We start from the raw sequence: 18,075 nt of genomic DNA, 5'->3' as shown, positions 1-18,075 counted from the left end.
CCACTAGGCAATCGGCATTGTTTTATGGGCGTTTATTCGCGTGCATTTGCGGCTGAAAGCCGAATCTAGATTAGGTTATGCGTGTTCCCCGTATCTATTCTTCCCTGCCCCTATCAATCGGCTCTAGCGTAGTCCTAGATGAGCGGGCTTTGCAGCATGTGGTCCGGGTATTGCGTCTGAGGGCCGGTGCCGAATTATGGTTGTTTGATGGCCGGGGGACTGAGTACCGGGCGGTGCTGGAGACGGTGGAAAAGCGGTCGGCCGAGGCCCGGATTCTGGAGCGGATGGAACGTAATGTTGAATCGCCCCTGGACATTATCCTAGGTCAGGGCATTTCCCGGGGTGAGCGGATGGATTATGCCCTTCAAAAAGCGGTGGAACTTGGCGTGAGCGGTATTGTTCCCTTATTCACTGAACGCAGCGCCGTCCATCTCTCCGGGGAGCGCCTGGAAAAACGGCTGCGCCATTGGCGAGGGGTGGTGATCAGTGCTTGTGAACAATGTGGCCGCAACTACACTCCGGGGGTGGATACGCCCCGGTCGTTGGCGGCTTTTCTTGGCGATTGCCATGCGGGGCTTGCAGTGCTATTGGATCCCCGGAGTCATCGGCCTTTGAAGACGTTACCATCGCCTTTGGGTAAGCGGTTAATTTTGCTGATTGGCCCGGAAGGTGGATTGAGTGAAGTAGAAGTCAAGGAGGCACAACAGGCCGGTTTTATTGACGTTTCTCTTGGACCCCGGGTATTGCGAACTGAGACCGCTACTGTAGCGGCGCTGACCGCCCTGCAACTGCTCTGGGGAGATTTGTAGCGGAGTAGGTGTTGTTCCTCCTTATCCTGTCACACACCTTTGCAACGTTTCTTCTAAGTAGCCTAGGTTGGGAATCACCACTGGACACTGGTTGATTTCTGCACAACAGTACAGCAAGGGACTATTGGGGGGCTTGGGAGAAGCTGAAAGGTTATCGGCACGAGCCAGGATCAACTGGGGGATGCCTTGAATAATAAGGGCATAAAATTTCCGCTTGGAAAGACTGGTGACAGTATTGAAGACAACGATACGAGTTTGTTTTGAAAGTGACGGCGTGGGTTTTCTTTGGAGCGCCTCAAAACTGATTAATAGGAGAAGTTGTTCCCGCCAGCGTAAGGTACCGTACAGCCATTGAGGCGCGCCTTGCAGGGGATCAGGCGCTCTATAGGGGATGACCTCGGCAATCGCGGTCCTCGGTAAAAGCAGGGTTTGATCCTGCAAGGGTATCAGGATACTGGGGACTAGATTGCCGGATTGTGGCTTACTGCTGGCCTGGTCGTCATGTGGGCATGACTTTACCGTTGTATTGGAGATGGACAGTTGGCTTTTAGTCATTTGTAGTGAAAAGATAAACGGTTGAATTTAATTGATTGCTCCCTGCTGACTTGCGCCATCCTTGGCCTTTCCCAGTAGCTTGACAAGATTTCTAGCGAGTTCTTCCGGAGGGGCGCTGAAACTGACGGCCCCCGTAGCGCGGGCATAATCAGGCATACTGCTGATTTCGCAGCTGGCAGCATCTTGGGCCCAGACCGTACCCCCATTTGCAAAAAGGTAACGGCAGCCTTGGGCGCCATCATCACCCATACCACTAAAAATAATGGCACCGGCCATAGGACCAAAACGTTTGGATACCTTGCACATGAGCAAATCAATCGAGGGGCTGTATCGGTAATCCCGAACAGTAGGTAATAATGTCAGGCAGCAGTTATCGTCAAAGCTGAGGTCATGTTTTTCTGGAGCAATCAAAATCTGTTGATGTTGAAGCAAGTGTCCCGATTTCGGTACTTCTACGGAAAAGCGGGTATATTTGGATAATTGTTTTGTAAACAGTTCTAGAAAATTGCTGCCAATATGCTGGGCGACTATAAATGCGATAGGTAAAGTGCCGGGAATAGCGCTGAGAAAGCGGCGCAGAGCTTGGGGTCCGCCAGTGGATGCGCCCAGTACCCAAACCCTTTGCGGGGCTTTTTCTTCTTCTACTGAAAAGCCAACTGAGTTAATCGGTGTCGCTGTTTCTCCTGTTGCGGTTATCCTCGGTGGGGTGGAGGTTGCAAGTTTGGTTAGTTTTTCGCTGACCCGTTGTCCCCATTTAGCTAGTGTGGTGCGCTTTTTTTTATCCTGAAAAATCCCCTCATTAAACAACATGGGAAGTGAAGCCTGTTCTAAGAGTTTTTCAAGCACTTGGGCTTGTTCTTCATAAGCTTCGTCTAACTCGACAAAAAGTACATTGGCGTGATAGCTTTCGGCGGTGGTCAGAAAAGGGAGCTCTAGGGGGCCATCGGCGACTACAATAAGACCCTGTTGTTCTAGAATGCGGCGGGTCCGGAGCCTCATCTCCTTGCTGTTACAGGCAATGGCGACCCGGACGAGCGCTTTCTTAGACGGTAACATCGGCTTCAGCTGGGCTCAAAAGAAGCTGAATATGTTGCAGTAATTCATCTTCTTGATAGGGTTTGACCAGATAGCTGTTGACGCCAATCTGTTCGGCCCGATCTCGGTGTTTTTTCCCACTCCGGGAAGTAATCATGATGATGGGGATATCCTGCAATCGCGTATCCTTGCGGATGAAAGTGGCAAGCTCAAACCCATCCATCCGCGGCATTTCTATATCCAGCAGAAAAATATCGGGGATATGCTCCTGCAGATGTTCTACCGCGTCCACCCCATCCCTGGCTGTTAATACTGCCATACCATGACGCTCCAAAAGTTTCTGAGTGGCTTTGCGAATGGTAATAGAATCATCGACCACCATGACCACATTCTTTTGCGATGCCTGAGCGTCGGTTTCCTGCCCTATGGTCACGATGGTTTCTGGTTTTTGGATGGCTTTGCGGATGAGGGCTGGCAGATCCAGGATAAGTACCACCCTTCCATCTCCGAGGATGGTGGCCCCCGTTATCTCTTTAATGGTGTTGAGTTGGGGGCCCACTGATTTGATGACGATTTCACGGCTCCCTATCAGGGTGTCCACTAATACGGCGGCCTGAAGTTCACCGGAGCGCACCAGTAACACAGGATAATGGGTGCTCGAGGCAGGGAGCTCAGGATGTTCCTGGCCCAAGGCGGCGCCAAGATGAATAAATTGATAATTGACGCCTCCATGGCAGTATAGGCCTTGCTCGTTTGAAAGTAAGGAGGCAACGGTTTTTTGATCAAGGCGGATAACGCTGTGTACGCTAATGATGGGCAAAGCGAAAAGTTCATTGCCGGTTTCTACCAGCAGGGCCTGGACAATGGTCAGGGTTAGGGGAAGGCGGGCGGTGAAGGTCGTTCCGCTACCCTTTTGAGAAGCGATATTTAAGGTTCCATTGAGCGCTCGGATTTCGCTGTTGACGACATCCATGCCGACTCCACGCCCTGCAATTTGGGAAACTTTATCCGCGGTGCTAAAGCCTGATTCCAAAATGAGTTGGATCAATTCGTCATCGGGAGGCATGGATTCTTCTCGTACCAGCCCTTGAGCGAGTGCTTTGGTACGTACTTTTTCCAGATCAATGCCTTGGCCATCATCACGCACTTGGATGACGATTTCTGAACCTTCCCGGGTCAGGGAGAGGTGAATAGTGCCTATTGCCTCCTTACCGACTTCGATGCGGGCGGATGGGGCTTCAATACCATGGGCAATGCTGTTTCGCAGCATATGCTCGAGGGGAGCAATAATGCGGTTTAGTACCGTCCGGTCCAATTCAAGGCCGCCATCGGCTATTTGGAGCTGGACTTTCTTGTTGAGTTCTTGCGCTGTTTGGCGAACGATGCGTTGCAAGCGCGGTGTTACCCCAGTGAATGGTAACATCCGCGTATTCATTAACCCTTGCTGAAGGTCGGTTCCAATGCGCGATTGTTGGAGTAAGAGGGTATCGGCTTCCCGCGCCGATTCATCCAGCGTTTCTTTTATATTGGTGAGATCGCTAATACTTTCTATGAGACCCCGGGATAACTGATGTAATTGGGAGTAGCGATCCATTTCCAAGGGATCGAAATCTTCTAGGTGGTGACTCTCTTTTTCTTCATGGCGATAAAGGATTTGGGCCTCGGTTTCGATCTCCAATCTGCGGAGTTGCCCCCCTAGGCGGGCGATAGTTTGTTCCATCTCGCCGAGATTCAAACGCATGGTTCCAATCTGCTGCTCAACCCGGGTACAGAAGATATTGACTTCAGCAGCATTATTGACCAAATGATCCAGTAAATCGGCCCGTACCCGTACTTGTTCTACCGAAGTGTTTCGATTTTCTGAAAGGGGCGGGGCAGTTTTGTGTAGCTCCTGCTCGGAGGGGGGAACGAGGGGAGTTGCCGATAACTCCTGAACATTTGTGGAGGGAACGTCCCCTATTGGAGAATCCTCCTGGTAGGAAAGCAGGGATTTTGAACTGTAACGGCTCATTTCGGCTAATAAGTCTGCTACGGAGGGGAGGGGAGTCGCCTGCTGGGCAAGGTCGCGTAGAGTGCATAATCGATCAAGGCCCCGTTGCAGAAGCTCAAATAGTGCTGGTTCCGCATTGTGTTTTCCCTCTACGAGGGAACTCACTACCGTTTCCATCTGATGAGCTAAATCCGCCAGGGGGGTAATGCCTGCCAGGCGCGCGCCCCCTTTTAGGGTATGTAATTCTCGTTGGAAGCCTTCAACGGAAGTCCGTTCAGAGGGGGCTTCTTGCCAGTTCGAAAGACTCGTCTGACTGGTTTGTAGTAACTCATCGGCTTCTTCCAAGAAGGCCGCAACCAGCTCGTTATCAGGATCGACGGTAACAACAGTTGCTTCCGCCGCCGGGGTAGAGGGAGGCGCGTAATCCTGCGAGGGTTCAGCAGGTACCGTTGAAGTTTTTTCTGCCTGGAGTGAGGAGTCAAGCACCTTGCGGATACGAGAAGATAAATCATTGGCGGCCAGTAAGGCCACCCCATGATGAATGGCATCGCACATTTCTGCGAGACGATCATGCCCTTCCTGCAGGAGATCGAAGAGTTCCTTACCACCTGTTAGGCCTTCATCAATGACAGTGATAATAAGGGATTCCAGATCATGGCTGAGATCGCCTAACGCAGTAAGATTGGCTAAACGTGCGCCGCCTTTGAGGGTATGAAGTTCCCGTTGGAGTTGCTGTACCGGGCCCCTTTCATGGGGAGCAGCACGCCAGTCAGCCAGTGCGGTCTCAGCGGCTTGTAAAATGTCCTCTGCTTCATCGAGAAAGGCCGCTAATAACTCTGGATCTGAAACGGGCTTGGAGGCTGAAGAATGCTGGGTTGAGGTTGCCGCTTCCTGTTTTGCCCGTTGGGGCTGGGACTCTTCCTGAGTCGATTTTGAATCATCAGCAGGGACTTTTGCCTCAGCAGATGGGGTATCGGTTTCAGGAGGGGGGGAATATACGACTTCTGTTTCACTGGGGCCTTTATCCAGTGTAGCGTTGGCTGCACCGTCAGCTAGGGTATGCGCTCTTTGCGTTAATATCAAAATATCCTTAGGTGGTGTTCCTCCCCCGTGGGTGAACAGGGTAAGAAGTTGTGGTAAGGCTCGCTGGGCTGCTTCAATGGTCTCAAATACTGCAGGATTTGCTGCCAGGGTTCCATCTATAATGCGATTAAACATGTTTTCAATGGCCCAAGCTAATTCGCCTAGATCCGTTGCGCCGGCTAGGCGACCGCTGCCCTTGAGGGTATGGAAGGAACGGCGTACGGTCTTAAGGGCTTCTTGTTGATTAAGATCCTGCTTCCATTGAGAAAAATTTTCAGCAATGGAGGCCATTTCTTCTTGGGCCTCTTCGATGAAATAGGTGGCAATTTCCCCATCGACTCCTTCTGGGTAAACAGGTGCCTCAGGGGCTTCCCAATGGGTTGGCTCAGAAGATATCAAGTCGATGTTGGTTGTAGTGTTAGCAGATAGTTCAGTGTTCTCTGCCGTGGCCTCCTTTGACTCTGAGGCTGCTGGAGTGCTTGCTGTTTCAGCGGTTTCTTGCTGATCAGGGGGAAGATGCTCCAGTGATTCTAGTAGGCGAGCTAGGCGGTCGGCTGCAGTGTCTAAGAGTGAACCGCTGGCTAGGGCACCTTCTGTTAACATTTCCAGATAGAGTTCTATTGCCGCGATGGCTTCCGCCAACTCCTCCAAGCTAGGGGGGGCGGTTTTATAGGTCTTCCCAATTAGAGCTCCGTTGATAAAGCGAGTGCAGTCGGCTATTAAAGCAGCAATACGACTTAAGCCTAACACCGATAAGGCCCCGGCAGTCCGTTGTAATTGATGGGGAATGGGGTTCAGGGCGCTTGAGTCGGCTGGATTTTTGCTATAGTTGGTTAGGGCTTGTCCTACTACGGCAAGTTCGCTGAGACATTCCTTGGTTGCCGTGTTTTGTGCCGTTTGGATATCTCCTCCGGCAGCGGAGTCTGAAGGTGATTCTTTAGTATCAGAATGGGTGTCGTTAGCAGGGGAGGTTGTGGGAGAATTTCGGGATTGGGCGATTTCTCTTTTTAGGGATGCCTCGATCTGTAGTAGGGTGTTAGCCAATTCCAGGTGTTGGGTACCATCAAGACCCGCTCCCTGTTGCCTCTTTTCCTCTAGCTGGCTGATTGCTTCACGAAGAATAGCGATAGGCGACACAAAGCCGAGAATAGCGAGGGTGTCAGCCATTTTCTGAAACAGATTACATAAAGTTTCTAATCCTTGCTGTGGTTGTTCGCTAGTGCGCTCAAAAATATCCAAAAGATCTTTGGCCTGGGCAAGATCTTCTTGGAAAGCATTAAGCACCGTATCAACGATTTCAGTTCCTAGATCGGTTAGCAAGACCCGATCAGAAGGTAAACAATTTTCTAGTTGATAGGTTTCTTTAATAGCAATAACTTCCTTCCCGGAAGAGGGAGCATTGGCAATTTGAAATAATAATGACTTAAGTAGATCCTCAGTGACACTCGCCGCCAATGCAGGCTCGCCTTCCTGAGCCAAAGTTTTGATTTGTTTGTTTAGGGTTCCCAATAAGAGCTTTATTTCTTGTGTTGCTTGGAGTCCGCCCTCTTGTAATGCTTCAATTACACCTTGGGATAACCACCATAGACGAAAGACGGTAATATCATGGGAATATTGTCGTAATTCAGTGATTATTTTAGCCAGCCGAAAAAGACCATCGCCCATAGGGTTTCGGAACCAAGAGAGAAGAGCGGATTCATATTGTGGACGTATTTTGGCTGCAACTAAAGGGAGTTCACGGCTATCTGATTTCAGATGAGCGGTTAAGGTCTCCGGGAGTGGGGTATTCAGGTCTGGTTCAAAAAACTCGGTTTTTTTTAGCGGGGTCTTACTATGGGCGAGGCGGAGTTCATTGACCATAGGCAAGACGCTCAAAGGATGATCTTTTTTTCCTGCTTCTAGTCGATTGAGATAATCCTGTAGCAAGAGCGTGCCTTGCATTAGCGCTTCTAGCGCTTGGCCATTGAGATCTGTTTTTTGATCAAGAATGCTCAGGGCTAGCGCTTTTGTTTCTACAGCAAGCAAATTTGCCCCTGATAGTTCCACCATCTGCAGGACACCTTCTACCTGATATAGATGATTCAGGCAGAAGCGTAGCTGAGTAATATCATCCGTGCTTTCAGAAAAAGCTTCTAAGGCCAAACTAGCCTCGCGTAGAGACTCGTCAAGTTCATTCTTGACCCAACTAAGAGCGTTTTGATTAAACTCATGATTTATGCTCATAAGCTGTACTCCTGGAGCCTATAGATCAGCTTTACGCCGATAGGCAAGCGTATCCTCGTGATTTATCCGCTCTAGCGCTGGGTGTGAACAATTAAATGCATCACTAATGCTTAGAATTAACAAGCCGCCAGGTGCTAGGTGGGTGACTAAGGCATCTAAAATTAAAGGGTGTTTGTCGGGACCAAAGTAGATAAGCAAATTCTGACATACAATAATATCCATTTGTCCCAAAGGAGCATTTCTTGCCTGCAGCACATTTAGCTTAGAGAAACATACCCGGTTGCGCAACGCCAGTTTGATTTGATAATTGTCATCGTTTAAAGGAATAAAATACTCGTCACGTAGGTGATATGGGATGTTGGTTAATTTATTCCTATGATATATACCACGCTTAGCTGTAGTCAGTGCAGAGTGACTAATATCGGTAGCTGTGATCCCAAAAAATGCATTGCTGGTAATTTTTTGTAGGCTTTTATTAATGACCATGGCGAGGGAATAAGCCTCTTCACCAGTAGCACAGGCGACACTCCAAGCATGGATGCTGGGTGGTGTTTTCCCATGAAGTGGTTGTTGATTTGAGTGCAGGAATTTTTCAATCAGAGATAGGGATTCCGGATGCCGAAAGAAGCGGGTTTCTTGGACTGTTAAATTATCAATCAGCACTCTCCATTCTAGATTATCTCTACCTAAGGTTTTTAAATAATCGTGGTAATGGTAAAAGTTTTCGAATCCAAGAGCATTCATCCGCATACGGAGACGGGTTTCTAGAAGGGAGCGTGGAATTGTATCCGTGCAAATACCAAATTCTTCCAGAATTTCCGTCCACTTTAGATAATTTTCAGCGCTGATTTTTGTTTGTGGATTAAGGTTCATTTTTTGTTTTTATCAATGGCTATTTTGGAAGTTTAAAACCCGCCACTGATTCACGCATCTCATTAGCATATTCAGACAGGCGACCAATAGCGGCGGCAGTTTCGTTGGTTCCCTTGGAAGTTTGGTCAGTAATTTCTTGAATAACATTCATGGTATCGGAAATTCCTGCTGCTGCTGCGGCCTGTTGTTTTGCTGCGCCAGAGATATTTTGGATAAGCTCTGCCAAGTGATGGGACACACTCTCGATTTGACCCAGTGCGCCCCCTGCATCTTGAGATAACTTCGCGCCAGAAACCACCCCAGAAGTGCTTTCTTCCATTGAGATAATGGCTTCATGGGTATCACTTTGAATAGTTTTCACAAGAGCATCAATCTGTTTAGTCGCACTACTAGAACGTTCTGCTAGTCGCTGAACTTCATCGGCTACGACGGCGAAGCCTCGGCCGGCTTCTCCAGCCATAGCGGCTTGGATGGCTGCGTTAAGGGATAGAATATTGGTTTGTTCAGCAATATCGTTGATGAGTTCGACAATTTCTCCAATTTGTTGAGAACTTTCACCAAGCCGTTTAATCCGTTTAGAGGTTTCCTGAATCTGCTCACGAATATTGTCCATCCCTTCGATGGCATTCTTTACTGTGTCAGCGCCCTTACTTGCAATCTCCACTGATTGCTTGGCCACTTCCGTTGATTTAGAGGCATTATCTGAAACTTGTTCGATAGAAACGGCCATCTCATTAATTGCAGCACCTACTGTGGTGATTTGTTGGGCTTGGTGCTCGCTCGAGTCAGCCAAATGCATGACTGTGGCTTGTGTTTCTTGCGCCGATGTTGATACTTGTACGGCAGTATCGTTAATGTCTTGAACGAGGGTGCGTAAGGCATCAATGGTGTAATTAATAGAGTCGGCGATAGCTCCTGTAATATCTTCAGTCACTGTCGCGCTGACAGTCAGATCACCATCCGCTAAATCACCCATTTCATCTAGTAATTTTAAAATTGCATCTTGGTTATGGGCGTTTTTTATCTCTAAATCATCAACTTTTTGACGCAATATGTTTGCAGGACGGGTAAATAAAATTAATAAAATAATCAGTGCCGCCAAGCCGCTAACGTAGCCAGCCACCAGGATAATTTGTAACTGATGGCGTCCCTCCTGGTAAGATTTGACCAAATTCGTTGTTATCTGCAAGAGGTTATCACTTTGTTCAAGTAAAGAGGAGATAACTGCTCTACTTGGAGTATTCAGGACTTCGACAAGATTCTTTCTTAGTTGCTCCCAAATGGGTTGGATCTCTTTTTGTGAATTTTTTATGGTGTTTCCTATGAAAGGTATACGCAATTCACTACTATAGATTTGTTTTAGTTTTCTATCAAAGTCAGAAATAGCTTCGCTCACTCTTTCTTGCTTTATTTTATTGTTTGCTGCCATTAGCAAGGTAAGCGTAGGGAATCGTTGAGTTAATACTTGTAGCTCGGTACTTAATTCTATATTTCTATTAAGCTTGTTTATTTGCCATGTGGTATAACTGATAACACCAATTGTGGTAAGGGCTAATACTGATGCAGTAACGAGCAGCAATAAATACCTTCTTGCAGTTAGCATGGCAAAGAAATTTTGATTAGGAGTATTCATTTACTTTATCTCCAGGGTAGTGAGGCCAGCCTAATTCTGCTAGCAGTATTTACTATTTTATTGAATGCTCAGGGGTATTTATTCTAGATAGTTGCTTGGAAAAAGCCTTCTTGTTCCATCAATAGGTGGAAATTAAATTCCAGCCAGATTTCATTGTTTTGTGCAAACCCTCTTTGAATATAGTGATGGAGCGGATCATTCGGTGTAAGATGTTGTCCAACCCATTCTTCATCTAAAAAATATTTGAGTCCGAAAACTTCCTCTACTAGCAGCCCTGTCAGTAGTTTTTGCTTGGTGACAACCAAGATACGGCTTTGATGAGTCTGTCTTGATGGAGTGCCGTAGATATAGGCGTGCAGATCCATCAGAGGCAATATATAGCCGCGAACATTAGCAACTCCTAGTACCCAAGGTTTAGCGCCAGGAACTCTCGTTATTAAGGGGCAGGGGAGAACTTCACATACTTGGGTAAGTAGAGCAGCCAGCTTTTGGTTACCAAGTAAAAAACCAAGGTTTGTCCATACTTGGCGGACAGCGGTTTTCTGCGGCAAGCTAACAGCATGTTGGCGGTTATGAACCTCGAGATCGCGGAGTATGGAAAAAGGATCAATTGAGAGCCGATTGGTGTCCATGCATTGGCCGCGTTAGATTTTTATCAATGCTTTGATTTTATTAAATAATTCTGTTTTATTGACAGGCTTTGCTAAGTAGTCTTTAGCACCTTGTCGTAGACCCCAAACCCGATCTGTTTCCTGATTTTTTGCCGATATAATGATGACGGGTATCTCAGCCGTTTCTGGATCGCGGGTTATCTTTCTTGTGGCTTGGAAGCCGTTAACCTGTGGCATGACGACATCCATCAAGATCAAATCAGGTTTTAATGCCTTAGCCTTGGTTATGCCTTCTAAACCATCATTAGCAAATGAAACAGTAAAACCCTTTGCTTCTAGCATTATTTTGAATGCATAGGTTTCTGTCGCAGAATCATCAACCACCAAGATATGTGCCATTGGGTGCTCCTGCATTTAGGAAATCTTAGTTACTACTCATTTTTTGGTTCTAGCTAATATCGGTAGCTAAGGGGAAAAGTATATCGTTAATGATTGCAGTGGCTTGAAATGGCACCTAAGAGCTCTTCACGAGTAAAGGGTTTTGTTAAATACTGATCGCAGCCAACGATTCGTCCACGGGCTCGGTCAAACAAACCATCTTTGCTGGAGAGCATAATCACTGGAGTTTTCTTGAATGCAGTGTTGTGTTTTATCAAGGTACAGGTTTGATACCCATCTAATCTCGGCATCATAATGTCTATGAATATGATATCTGGATGGTATTGGTTGATTTTAGGAAGAGCTTCGAAGCCGTCTTCTGCGGTGACTACCTCGCAGCCAACTTTTTTAAGTAAGGTTTCCGCTGTTTTTCGAATAGTCTTACTATCATCGATAATCATGACTTTAAGACCATTAAATTCGAGCTTTTCCATGTCGCTCACAGCGGATATCTCCTGTGCTTAGCCGTAGGCTTTATTATCAATAAGTAATTGATTATAAAATAATTTCTTCTTATATCCATAAGATTGTTTATCTGTAAAGCGAAATGTTTATCTGTAAAGCGAAATGTTAGGCGTATCGCTTGGGCCTTAGGTGATGTTGCCCCTGTTTTTATAGCATTTCTCGTTTAAATGAGACCTAAGGCGCTTGGGACAGGCGTGACCAGACAGGCTGTCAATCCGTCCCTGTCGCCGACGGTCTGGTCATGTTGACCCCAAGCCCGATGAAGTTCCATCTAAATGGAAACCGCTATATATAAAGCTTACTAGAAACACTAATCGACAGTTAGCCCTTATCCTTTAGTGCTGAGTGCTGATTTCCCTGTTTGTAAATGAATGGAGTAGAGATGTGTGAGCCAGTTCAGGTTTGGGCGTTTAAGTTTTGTTAATTATTTCCGTTAACTAAATATGTGACAAATTTGGTTTTGCGTACACATCACCTCTCATATGATAGCTATAAATAGAAGTCTAATTACTGAGGCAGGTAGGAATATCCCCTTGGATATGTCTATTAGCGGGTTCCTAGCAGAGAACGACACTGCGTTCTTGCCTTCTGAAAAACTCATTTTTCTTAGCCAAAATAAGCAGTTAATAGAAATGATGGCCTATGAGGTAACATGGCGGCCTAACGACTTACAGGCCCATGTACGGCGCATATTGCTAAGCATCTCTTGTAGGGATGGGGCACAGTCTTATGGGGCCTTGTTGGATCTCTATATTGCCTTGGGTGAGAAGGGTCGCCAGCTGCGGCAGCGTATGTTGCTTCTAGCCAGCCATATGCTGACAGCGGAACAAAATAAGATGCTGCGGGAAAAGCTAGAACAAGGGGTAAGTCGTATTGATAGTATGCCGGAATCGGTGGAATCAATATTAACTGAAGCAGTGATAGGGAGTACAGATTTAGTACATCGAAAAAATGTCCTCAGTAATAATAAAGATGATCTCCTTGCGGAAGCAAAAGAGTATTTAGTCTATGGGCAAGTGCAGGAAGCCCAAGACTTATTGGAGCAATTGTGCCTACGTGACCCTATGGATACTGAAGTGACAGGGGAATTACTAGCTATTTATAAGCATGGTCGCGATCAACAGGCACTGAGCAGAATGACTAAGTGTCTTGAGGAGCGAGGTTTCCTATTGCCACCCCAGTGGGAAGTGTTGGCAGAGCAGTTAGAACAAGACGCTTAAGGAATAATTTTAACGTACATATGGCAAACTCAAGCACTCCCCCTTTGCGTATAGCTACTTTCGGCATGGGCCAACATGCAAGGAAGTTGCTAGAAATGGCGTTTGCAGGGCCTGGCAAGGGAAGCTATATCCTTGTAGATGAAGTGACTGCTGAAGCAGGCATTCTTGATCTGGATGGCCCTGGCTGGGAGAAGCTATGGAAAGATTATAAGTCTCGATTTCCTAGGCGCCCAACGCTTATTATATCCATACGTACTCATGCTTTTGCGGATGCTTGGGTTATTCCTAAACCAGTCAAGTTGGATGCTTTATTAGCGACCCTAGAGAAACTTAGAGCAAGTTGTCGGCATAGGGGAGAAGCGTCAATGTCCCCCCCACAGCAACCGGCAAACCCGCCACCTGGGGTCGGCGGCTCAAAGTCTTTGCAAGAGAGCCCTTCCGTCATGCCGGGCAACGCGGTGCCTCAGCGTTTTACTTTAGACGCTGCTGAGGCGATGGAAAAACGCACAGCCCATGAATATTGTGGTGATGCCCCTGATCGTGATGTTACTGATCCGCTCCAGTTGGAAAAAGTCTATTATGATCCTGGCCGTTATCTCCAAGGGCATCTCCACAGGGCCCTGGCTAAGACCCAAGCCACAAGTGGAGTTTGTATTAAAAGTGGTTGGGGCGAGATCACGCTCTTACCTGGGTCGAGCCAGGCCATGCTTAAGCTAAGTGATAAGCAGCTCCGACCATTATGTGTTGTGCCCCTGGTTGAGGCTGATGTTGAGATCAACATCCTTAACCCACAAGAGGTGGAGAGGCAACGCGCCCAGCTTCCTAGTTTGACTTCCTGGCAGCTTCTGCAACCTTTACTATGGAAGGTGGCTTTGTGGACTTCGCGGGGACGAATTCCTAGAGGGGTGCCTCTAGATTGTCCTGTATACCTCAAACATTGGCCGAATGTCACCCGGTTATTGCTGACACCCCATGCAATGCGTATTGCCGCACTCTGGACGACGCAACCTCACTCCTTATTAGACACTGTGGCTATCCTGCAAATACCCCAGCGCTATGTCTTTGCTTTCTTTAGTGCCGTGTATAGTTTGGGGCTAGTAGAGCTAAAGCAGACTCCAACGCCAATCAGGGAGAGAATGCCATCGAATCTCAAATCTCGACAGAAAAGTATTCTGGGGAGAATTTTGAGTCGATTGCGCAGGGTTAGCCAGTCTCTGTGATGATTCCAGAATTAAACTCTAAAAATTATAAAAAATATAATGGCAAATCATAAGCTTATTTTTGCTGGTCCGGTAGGTGCTGGTAAAACAACCGCGATCAGTGTGCTGAGCGATATCCCTCTGGTCAGTACCGACGAGGTGGCGAGCGATATGACGCAGCAGAAAAAGCCCAAGACCACTGTAGCAATGGACTACGGATTGATGAATTTATCGGCAACGGAGCGGATACACCTCTATGGTACCCCGGGCCAGGAGCGGTTCGACTTTATGTGGGATATTTTGACTGAGGGGGGCATTGGTCTGGTGTTGCTGATCGATAACAGCCGCGCTAACCCTTTCCAAGATATGCATTTTTTCCTTGATGCTTTTCGGGAGTTTATTGTTCGTACGGGCGTGGTGATCGGGATATCACGGATGGACGTGGATCCCCAACCAAAAATCACTGACTATTATCAGGAACTGGAGGGTTTTGCTAAAAAACCCCCTGTTTTTGAAGTGGATGCCCGTAACCGCAGGGATATATCTTTGCTGGTACAGGCATTGCTTTATTCTCTGGACCCAGAGTTAGCCGGTGCAAATGGTTAACTATCAAATTGTTCCCAATCAATATGTGTTACCCACGCCAGGGGGCGCCTATTATGCCGTCTCAAGCCCCATGGTAGAGCCTGCGCGGGAGCTATTATTTCGATTATTTCAAGAAGATCACACGCCCCGATTGACTGCCGAGCAGGTACAAGCCTGGGGGGAAGAGGAGAAAGTGACTTTAGAGCTAATTTTCCGGATGCAGTCCTTGGCTTGGTTGCAGGGAATACCCCTTTCCCGTGAAGCCCCAGCGGGATCTTTAGAAGACGCCTTGCCTAGTTTGCTGGCCAAATTATCGGGCACAGGGAAGGCCCTGCTTTCTGATGATCAGGGGTTTTATCTTGCGGCTCATGGTTATACCCATGAGAGTGCTGAAGAGCTATCGGCCCTAAGTGCTGATCTAAGTGCCTTACATCAGCGGCATAGGGGATTGCTGCAAGGTAACTTAAAGCTACGTTCAGGGGGCTGGGGGTTAGTGGGCGCTGCAGGTACGAGTCAGATAGGATTTTGGCCCCTCTACATGAAAAAACAGCGCTTTATGCTAGTTGTCAGCGGCCGCCCCCATTTTAACCAGACGGCATTTACCGAGCTTGTTTGGCTATTGGCGCGACGTTATTCCCAGTAGGTGCGTCACCCACTACTCAGATTAATTTTCAGTAATTCATTGATTTGCTAAGGATTAGCCTTACTCTTAAAAGCTTTTATTACTTGACTGACAAAAAAGCCAGGTAATCAGCCAATTTCCGGCTAGCCGTCAGCAGATAGGGGTCATAGGTAGAGGGGTTATACTCTGCCATGAACCGCTTGCACTTGTCGTTCTAAAGCTCCAATAATTTTTTTACCCCCTCCGATAAAGCTATCTCTATTGTTTAGCACCAACAGCAGCAAGTCTAGATCCGGGAAGTAACGATAACCCATAGCTTCCTCCCATGGGCTTCTCCTTCCCGCATTAAAGCTCGATATTTCCATGCCTGGGTAAATTTTAAATATTTAATGGTGAAACCAAGATATTTGCTGTCTATATTTCTTTGTATTAAGGCGTCTAGGGGTAGTTTGTGAAAGGTGTTTCTATTATGGCTTACTGTCAACCTTCGCTAGTTAGATGGTAGTTACAAGCTCTATATAGTTCTGAATTAAAAATGATGATTTTTATTGATTGTCCTTCTAAATTTACTAATATACGAGATGAAACATTTTGGGTAAGCATATTTCTTTACATATGTGGGATGTGATTTTTCTAATTCGATTAATAGGTTACCCATAATAAATTAGGTAAACACAAAGAGGAGTCTATCTTTATGTTTGTTTATTAAATTGTGAAGGCACCTTATTAGTTATTTCGATAAAGGAATTAATTCTGCCTTTGCAAAGCAAAGCTATTTTTCTTGCGCGTGGGGATTAGCAAGGTTTCTATATCCCAGCACAGATGGTAGTAAGTTGAAGCTTACAGACATCTTTAAAGATAGGTTTAATGCTTTGTGCTTGTAGTACAAGGTATGGCGGTAGCGTAGGTTTTAGATATAAATAATTTAGAGTATGCAATAGCTATATCTATTTGATTTGAAAAATATTTGGTAGTGATGCAAATTGAGTGATTATGGGCTATATCCATGTAATGGATAGATTTTTAAAGGAGATAGCGATGGACTGTCCCCGATGCGGTAGTACTCATATTGTTAAAAATGGTAGTAATGGGGTAGGGACATCAAAATTTTTATGCAAAGCCTGCGGTCGGCAATTCGTGGAAGACCCCAAGAATTGCTCCATTGCTCAAGAGACGAAAGAGCTGATTGATAAATTGCTCCTAGAAAGAATTCCGCTGGCAGGTATTGCCCGAGTAACGGGCGTCTCAGAACGCTGGTTGCAGTATTATGTGAACGATAAATATGCGCGCACACCACGGCAAGTGGAGATAAAAAAAGTCCAGAGGCCGTTTAACTATTGAGTGCGATGAGCTTTGGTCATTTGTCGTCAAAAAGGGCAATAAACAATGGGTATGGTTAGCGTTCGATAGGGATACCCAAGAAATTGTGGGGGTGTATATCGGCGATCGGAGTCAAAAAGGGGCACAAGGATTATGGCAGTCCTTACCCGCCGTCTATCGGCAGCGGGCCGTAAGTTACACCGATTTTTGGGAAGCGTATGAGGCTATATTTCCAGGGCCACGCCATCGGACCGTGGGGAAAGCAACGGGGCAAACAAGCCGCATTGAACGCTTTAATTGTACGCTCAGACAGCGTGTTTCTCGTTTAGTCAGAAAAGCGCTGTCTTTCTCTAAGAAATTAGAAAACCATGTCGGCGCTATTTGGTATTTTGTCCACCATTATAATGCGACCCTTTGCCCAACAACCAAATCCTGACCATCACTCATATTGCAGGACTACCAAATATTTTAATGCTTCTTATGATTGGGTCTATCAGTGGAGCAAAATAAGACACCGTGCATTAGATATTCTGAAAACGGCTCGAATAGGTATTTCTACTTATATGCGTATAGTGCGGGGGCTTACCTTATATAACTATAATTAACTGTAATTGAAGTTGGCTTATGTATCTGAATTCTCATGATATGTTTACTTGCTCATGTGCCGTATGGTGGCTCCTAGGCCGCTAGCTAAAAGTAGTCTTTGAAGGATTATGGTATAGGTTAAATAAACAACACTGATTTATATAGAGAAAAATAAAAATTATGGGGATGCAGACAATCGCTAAGTTACTATTGACCTTACTAAGAAAAGTACAAGTTCCTAATTTAGTTATCCTAATGATTTTCTTAAGCCTCTCGAGTAGCCTGTTTGCCGCTAGGCCCGGTCACAGTATGAGCGAGAAATACCTCATTGGTCCAGAAGATGTTCTCCATATCTCAGTCTGGAAAGAAGAAGAACTCGATCGTGAAGTCGTAGTACGACCTGATGGAAAAATTTCATTTCCCCTAATAGGTAATATACAAGTTGCGGGGCGGACTACGGAGGAAGTCCAACGGGAAATTACTGAACGTCTCAAGAAGTACATCCCCGAGCCGGTAGCCACTGTTTCGGTAAAGATGGTATCGGGCTACAAGATTTATGTGCTAGGTAAGGTAAATAATCCGGGTGAATTTACCATTGGCCGGTATATAGATGTTCTGCAGGCATTGACATTGGCTGGCGGGTTAAATCCTTATGCTTCTAAAAATGGAATAAAAATATTACGGCGTGAAAATGGCCGGCAAAAAGCATTGCCTTTTAAGTATGGAGAGGTGGAAGACGGCGAAGACTTAGATCAGAACATTATATTAAGAAGTGGCGATGTGGTTGTTGTGCCATAAAGGTGGTCTATATATAAAAACAAAAGGTATT

The 18,075-nt window shown here is 46.4% G+C and carries 15 protein-coding genes; 7 read left to right on the top strand and 8 right to left on the bottom strand.

All coding sequences use genetic code 11. The features are described from left to right. Window positions 1-77 precede the first annotated feature (77 nt). Window positions 78-809 carry a 16S rRNA (uracil(1498)-N(3))-methyltransferase gene (locus NHAL_RS16275; protein ID WP_013034238.1) on the top strand — a complete coding sequence of 244 codons (732 nt, stop codon included), beginning with the start codon at window positions 78-80 and terminating at the stop codon, window positions 807-809. Between the two features lie 21 nt (window positions 810-830). Here the strand turns inward: NHAL_RS16275 and NHAL_RS16270 are convergent, their stop codons facing one another. The 8 genes from NHAL_RS16270 to pilG form a co-directional block, all read right to left on the bottom strand. After that, on the bottom strand, window positions 831-1,364 hold the full coding sequence (locus NHAL_RS16270; RefSeq protein WP_013034237.1) for a chemotaxis protein CheW: 534 nt from the start codon (window positions 1,362-1,364) through the stop codon (window positions 831-833). Window positions 1,365-1,391: 27 nt separating this feature from the next. After that, a complete protein-coding gene (locus NHAL_RS16265; protein WP_013034236.1) occupies window positions 1,392-2,420 on the bottom strand; it encodes a chemotaxis protein CheB in 1,029 nt (342 codons plus the stop codon). Next, window positions 2,407-7,695 (bottom strand): Hpt domain-containing protein, encoded by a 5,289-nt coding sequence (locus tag NHAL_RS16260; protein ID WP_013034235.1) that lies wholly within the window; start codon window positions 7,693-7,695, stop codon window positions 2,407-2,409. Before NHAL_RS16260 ends, NHAL_RS16265 begins: the two co-directional genes overlap by 14 nt. A gap of 18 nt (window positions 7,696-7,713) precedes the next feature. Then, a complete protein-coding gene (locus NHAL_RS16255) occupies window positions 7,714-8,568 on the bottom strand; it encodes a CheR family methyltransferase (protein ID WP_013034234.1) in 855 nt (284 codons plus the stop codon). A 19-nt stretch (window positions 8,569-8,587) separates the two neighbouring features. Next, complete coding sequence (locus NHAL_RS16250; RefSeq protein ID WP_013034233.1) at window positions 8,588-10,201, bottom strand: methyl-accepting chemotaxis protein; 1,614 nt, start codon at window positions 10,199-10,201, stop codon at window positions 8,588-8,590. Between the two features lie 83 nt (window positions 10,202-10,284). Then, window positions 10,285-10,833, bottom strand: coding sequence for a chemotaxis protein CheW (locus NHAL_RS16245; protein ID WP_013034232.1), 549 nt, complete (start codon window positions 10,831-10,833; stop codon window positions 10,285-10,287). 12 nt (window positions 10,834-10,845) lie between these two features. Then, a complete protein-coding gene (locus NHAL_RS16240) occupies window positions 10,846-11,211 on the bottom strand; it encodes a response regulator transcription factor (RefSeq protein WP_013034231.1) in 366 nt (121 codons plus the stop codon). Between the two features lie 86 nt (window positions 11,212-11,297). Continuing rightward, window positions 11,298-11,684, bottom strand: a complete 387-nt coding sequence (pilG, locus tag NHAL_RS16235) for a twitching motility response regulator PilG (protein WP_041355116.1) — start codon at window positions 11,682-11,684, stop codon at window positions 11,298-11,300. 564 nt (window positions 11,685-12,248) lie between these two features. Here pilG and NHAL_RS16230 point away from each other — a divergent pair. From NHAL_RS16230 to NHAL_RS16200, 6 genes are all read left to right on the top strand, one after another. Beyond that, complete coding sequence (locus NHAL_RS16230; protein WP_157862588.1) at window positions 12,249-12,935, top strand: type IV pilus assembly protein FimV; 687 nt, start codon at window positions 12,249-12,251, stop codon at window positions 12,933-12,935. A gap of 95 nt (window positions 12,936-13,030) precedes the next feature. Then, window positions 13,031-14,155 (top strand): hypothetical protein, encoded by a 1,125-nt coding sequence (locus NHAL_RS16225; protein WP_238985374.1) that lies wholly within the window; start codon window positions 13,031-13,033, stop codon window positions 14,153-14,155. A gap of 39 nt (window positions 14,156-14,194) precedes the next feature. Beyond that, window positions 14,195-14,740 carry a GTP-binding protein gene (locus NHAL_RS16220; protein ID WP_013034227.1) on the top strand — a complete coding sequence of 182 codons (546 nt, stop codon included), beginning with the start codon at window positions 14,195-14,197 and terminating at the stop codon, window positions 14,738-14,740. Beyond that, a complete protein-coding gene (locus tag NHAL_RS16215; RefSeq protein WP_013034226.1) occupies window positions 14,733-15,362 on the top strand; it encodes a hypothetical protein in 630 nt (209 codons plus the stop codon). Before NHAL_RS16220 ends, NHAL_RS16215 begins: the two co-directional genes overlap by 8 nt. A 1,017-nt stretch (window positions 15,363-16,379) precedes the next feature. Next, a protein-coding gene (locus NHAL_RS20690; RefSeq protein WP_013034225.1) for an IS1 family transposase occupies window positions 16,380-17,097 on the top strand; the annotation gives its coding sequence in 2 pieces (ribosomal slippage) (window positions 16,380-16,654 and window positions 16,653-17,097; 720 coding nt in all). Window positions 17,098-17,555: 458 nt separating this feature from the next. Further along, the gene (locus NHAL_RS16200; RefSeq protein ID WP_157862587.1) at window positions 17,556-18,044 is read left to right on the top strand and encodes a polysaccharide biosynthesis/export family protein; all 489 of its coding nucleotides are present in this window, start codon (window positions 17,556-17,558) and stop codon (window positions 18,042-18,044) included. Window positions 18,045-18,075: the final 31 nt, after the last annotated feature.

It is taken from the genome of Nitrosococcus halophilus Nc 4, from assembly GCF_000024725.1.
Classification (GTDB): domain Bacteria; phylum Pseudomonadota; class Gammaproteobacteria; order Nitrosococcales; family Nitrosococcaceae; genus Nitrosococcus; species Nitrosococcus halophilus.
The sequence above is the reverse complement of the archived record's forward strand: the minus strand, read 5'-3'. Positions and strand labels throughout refer to the sequence as shown.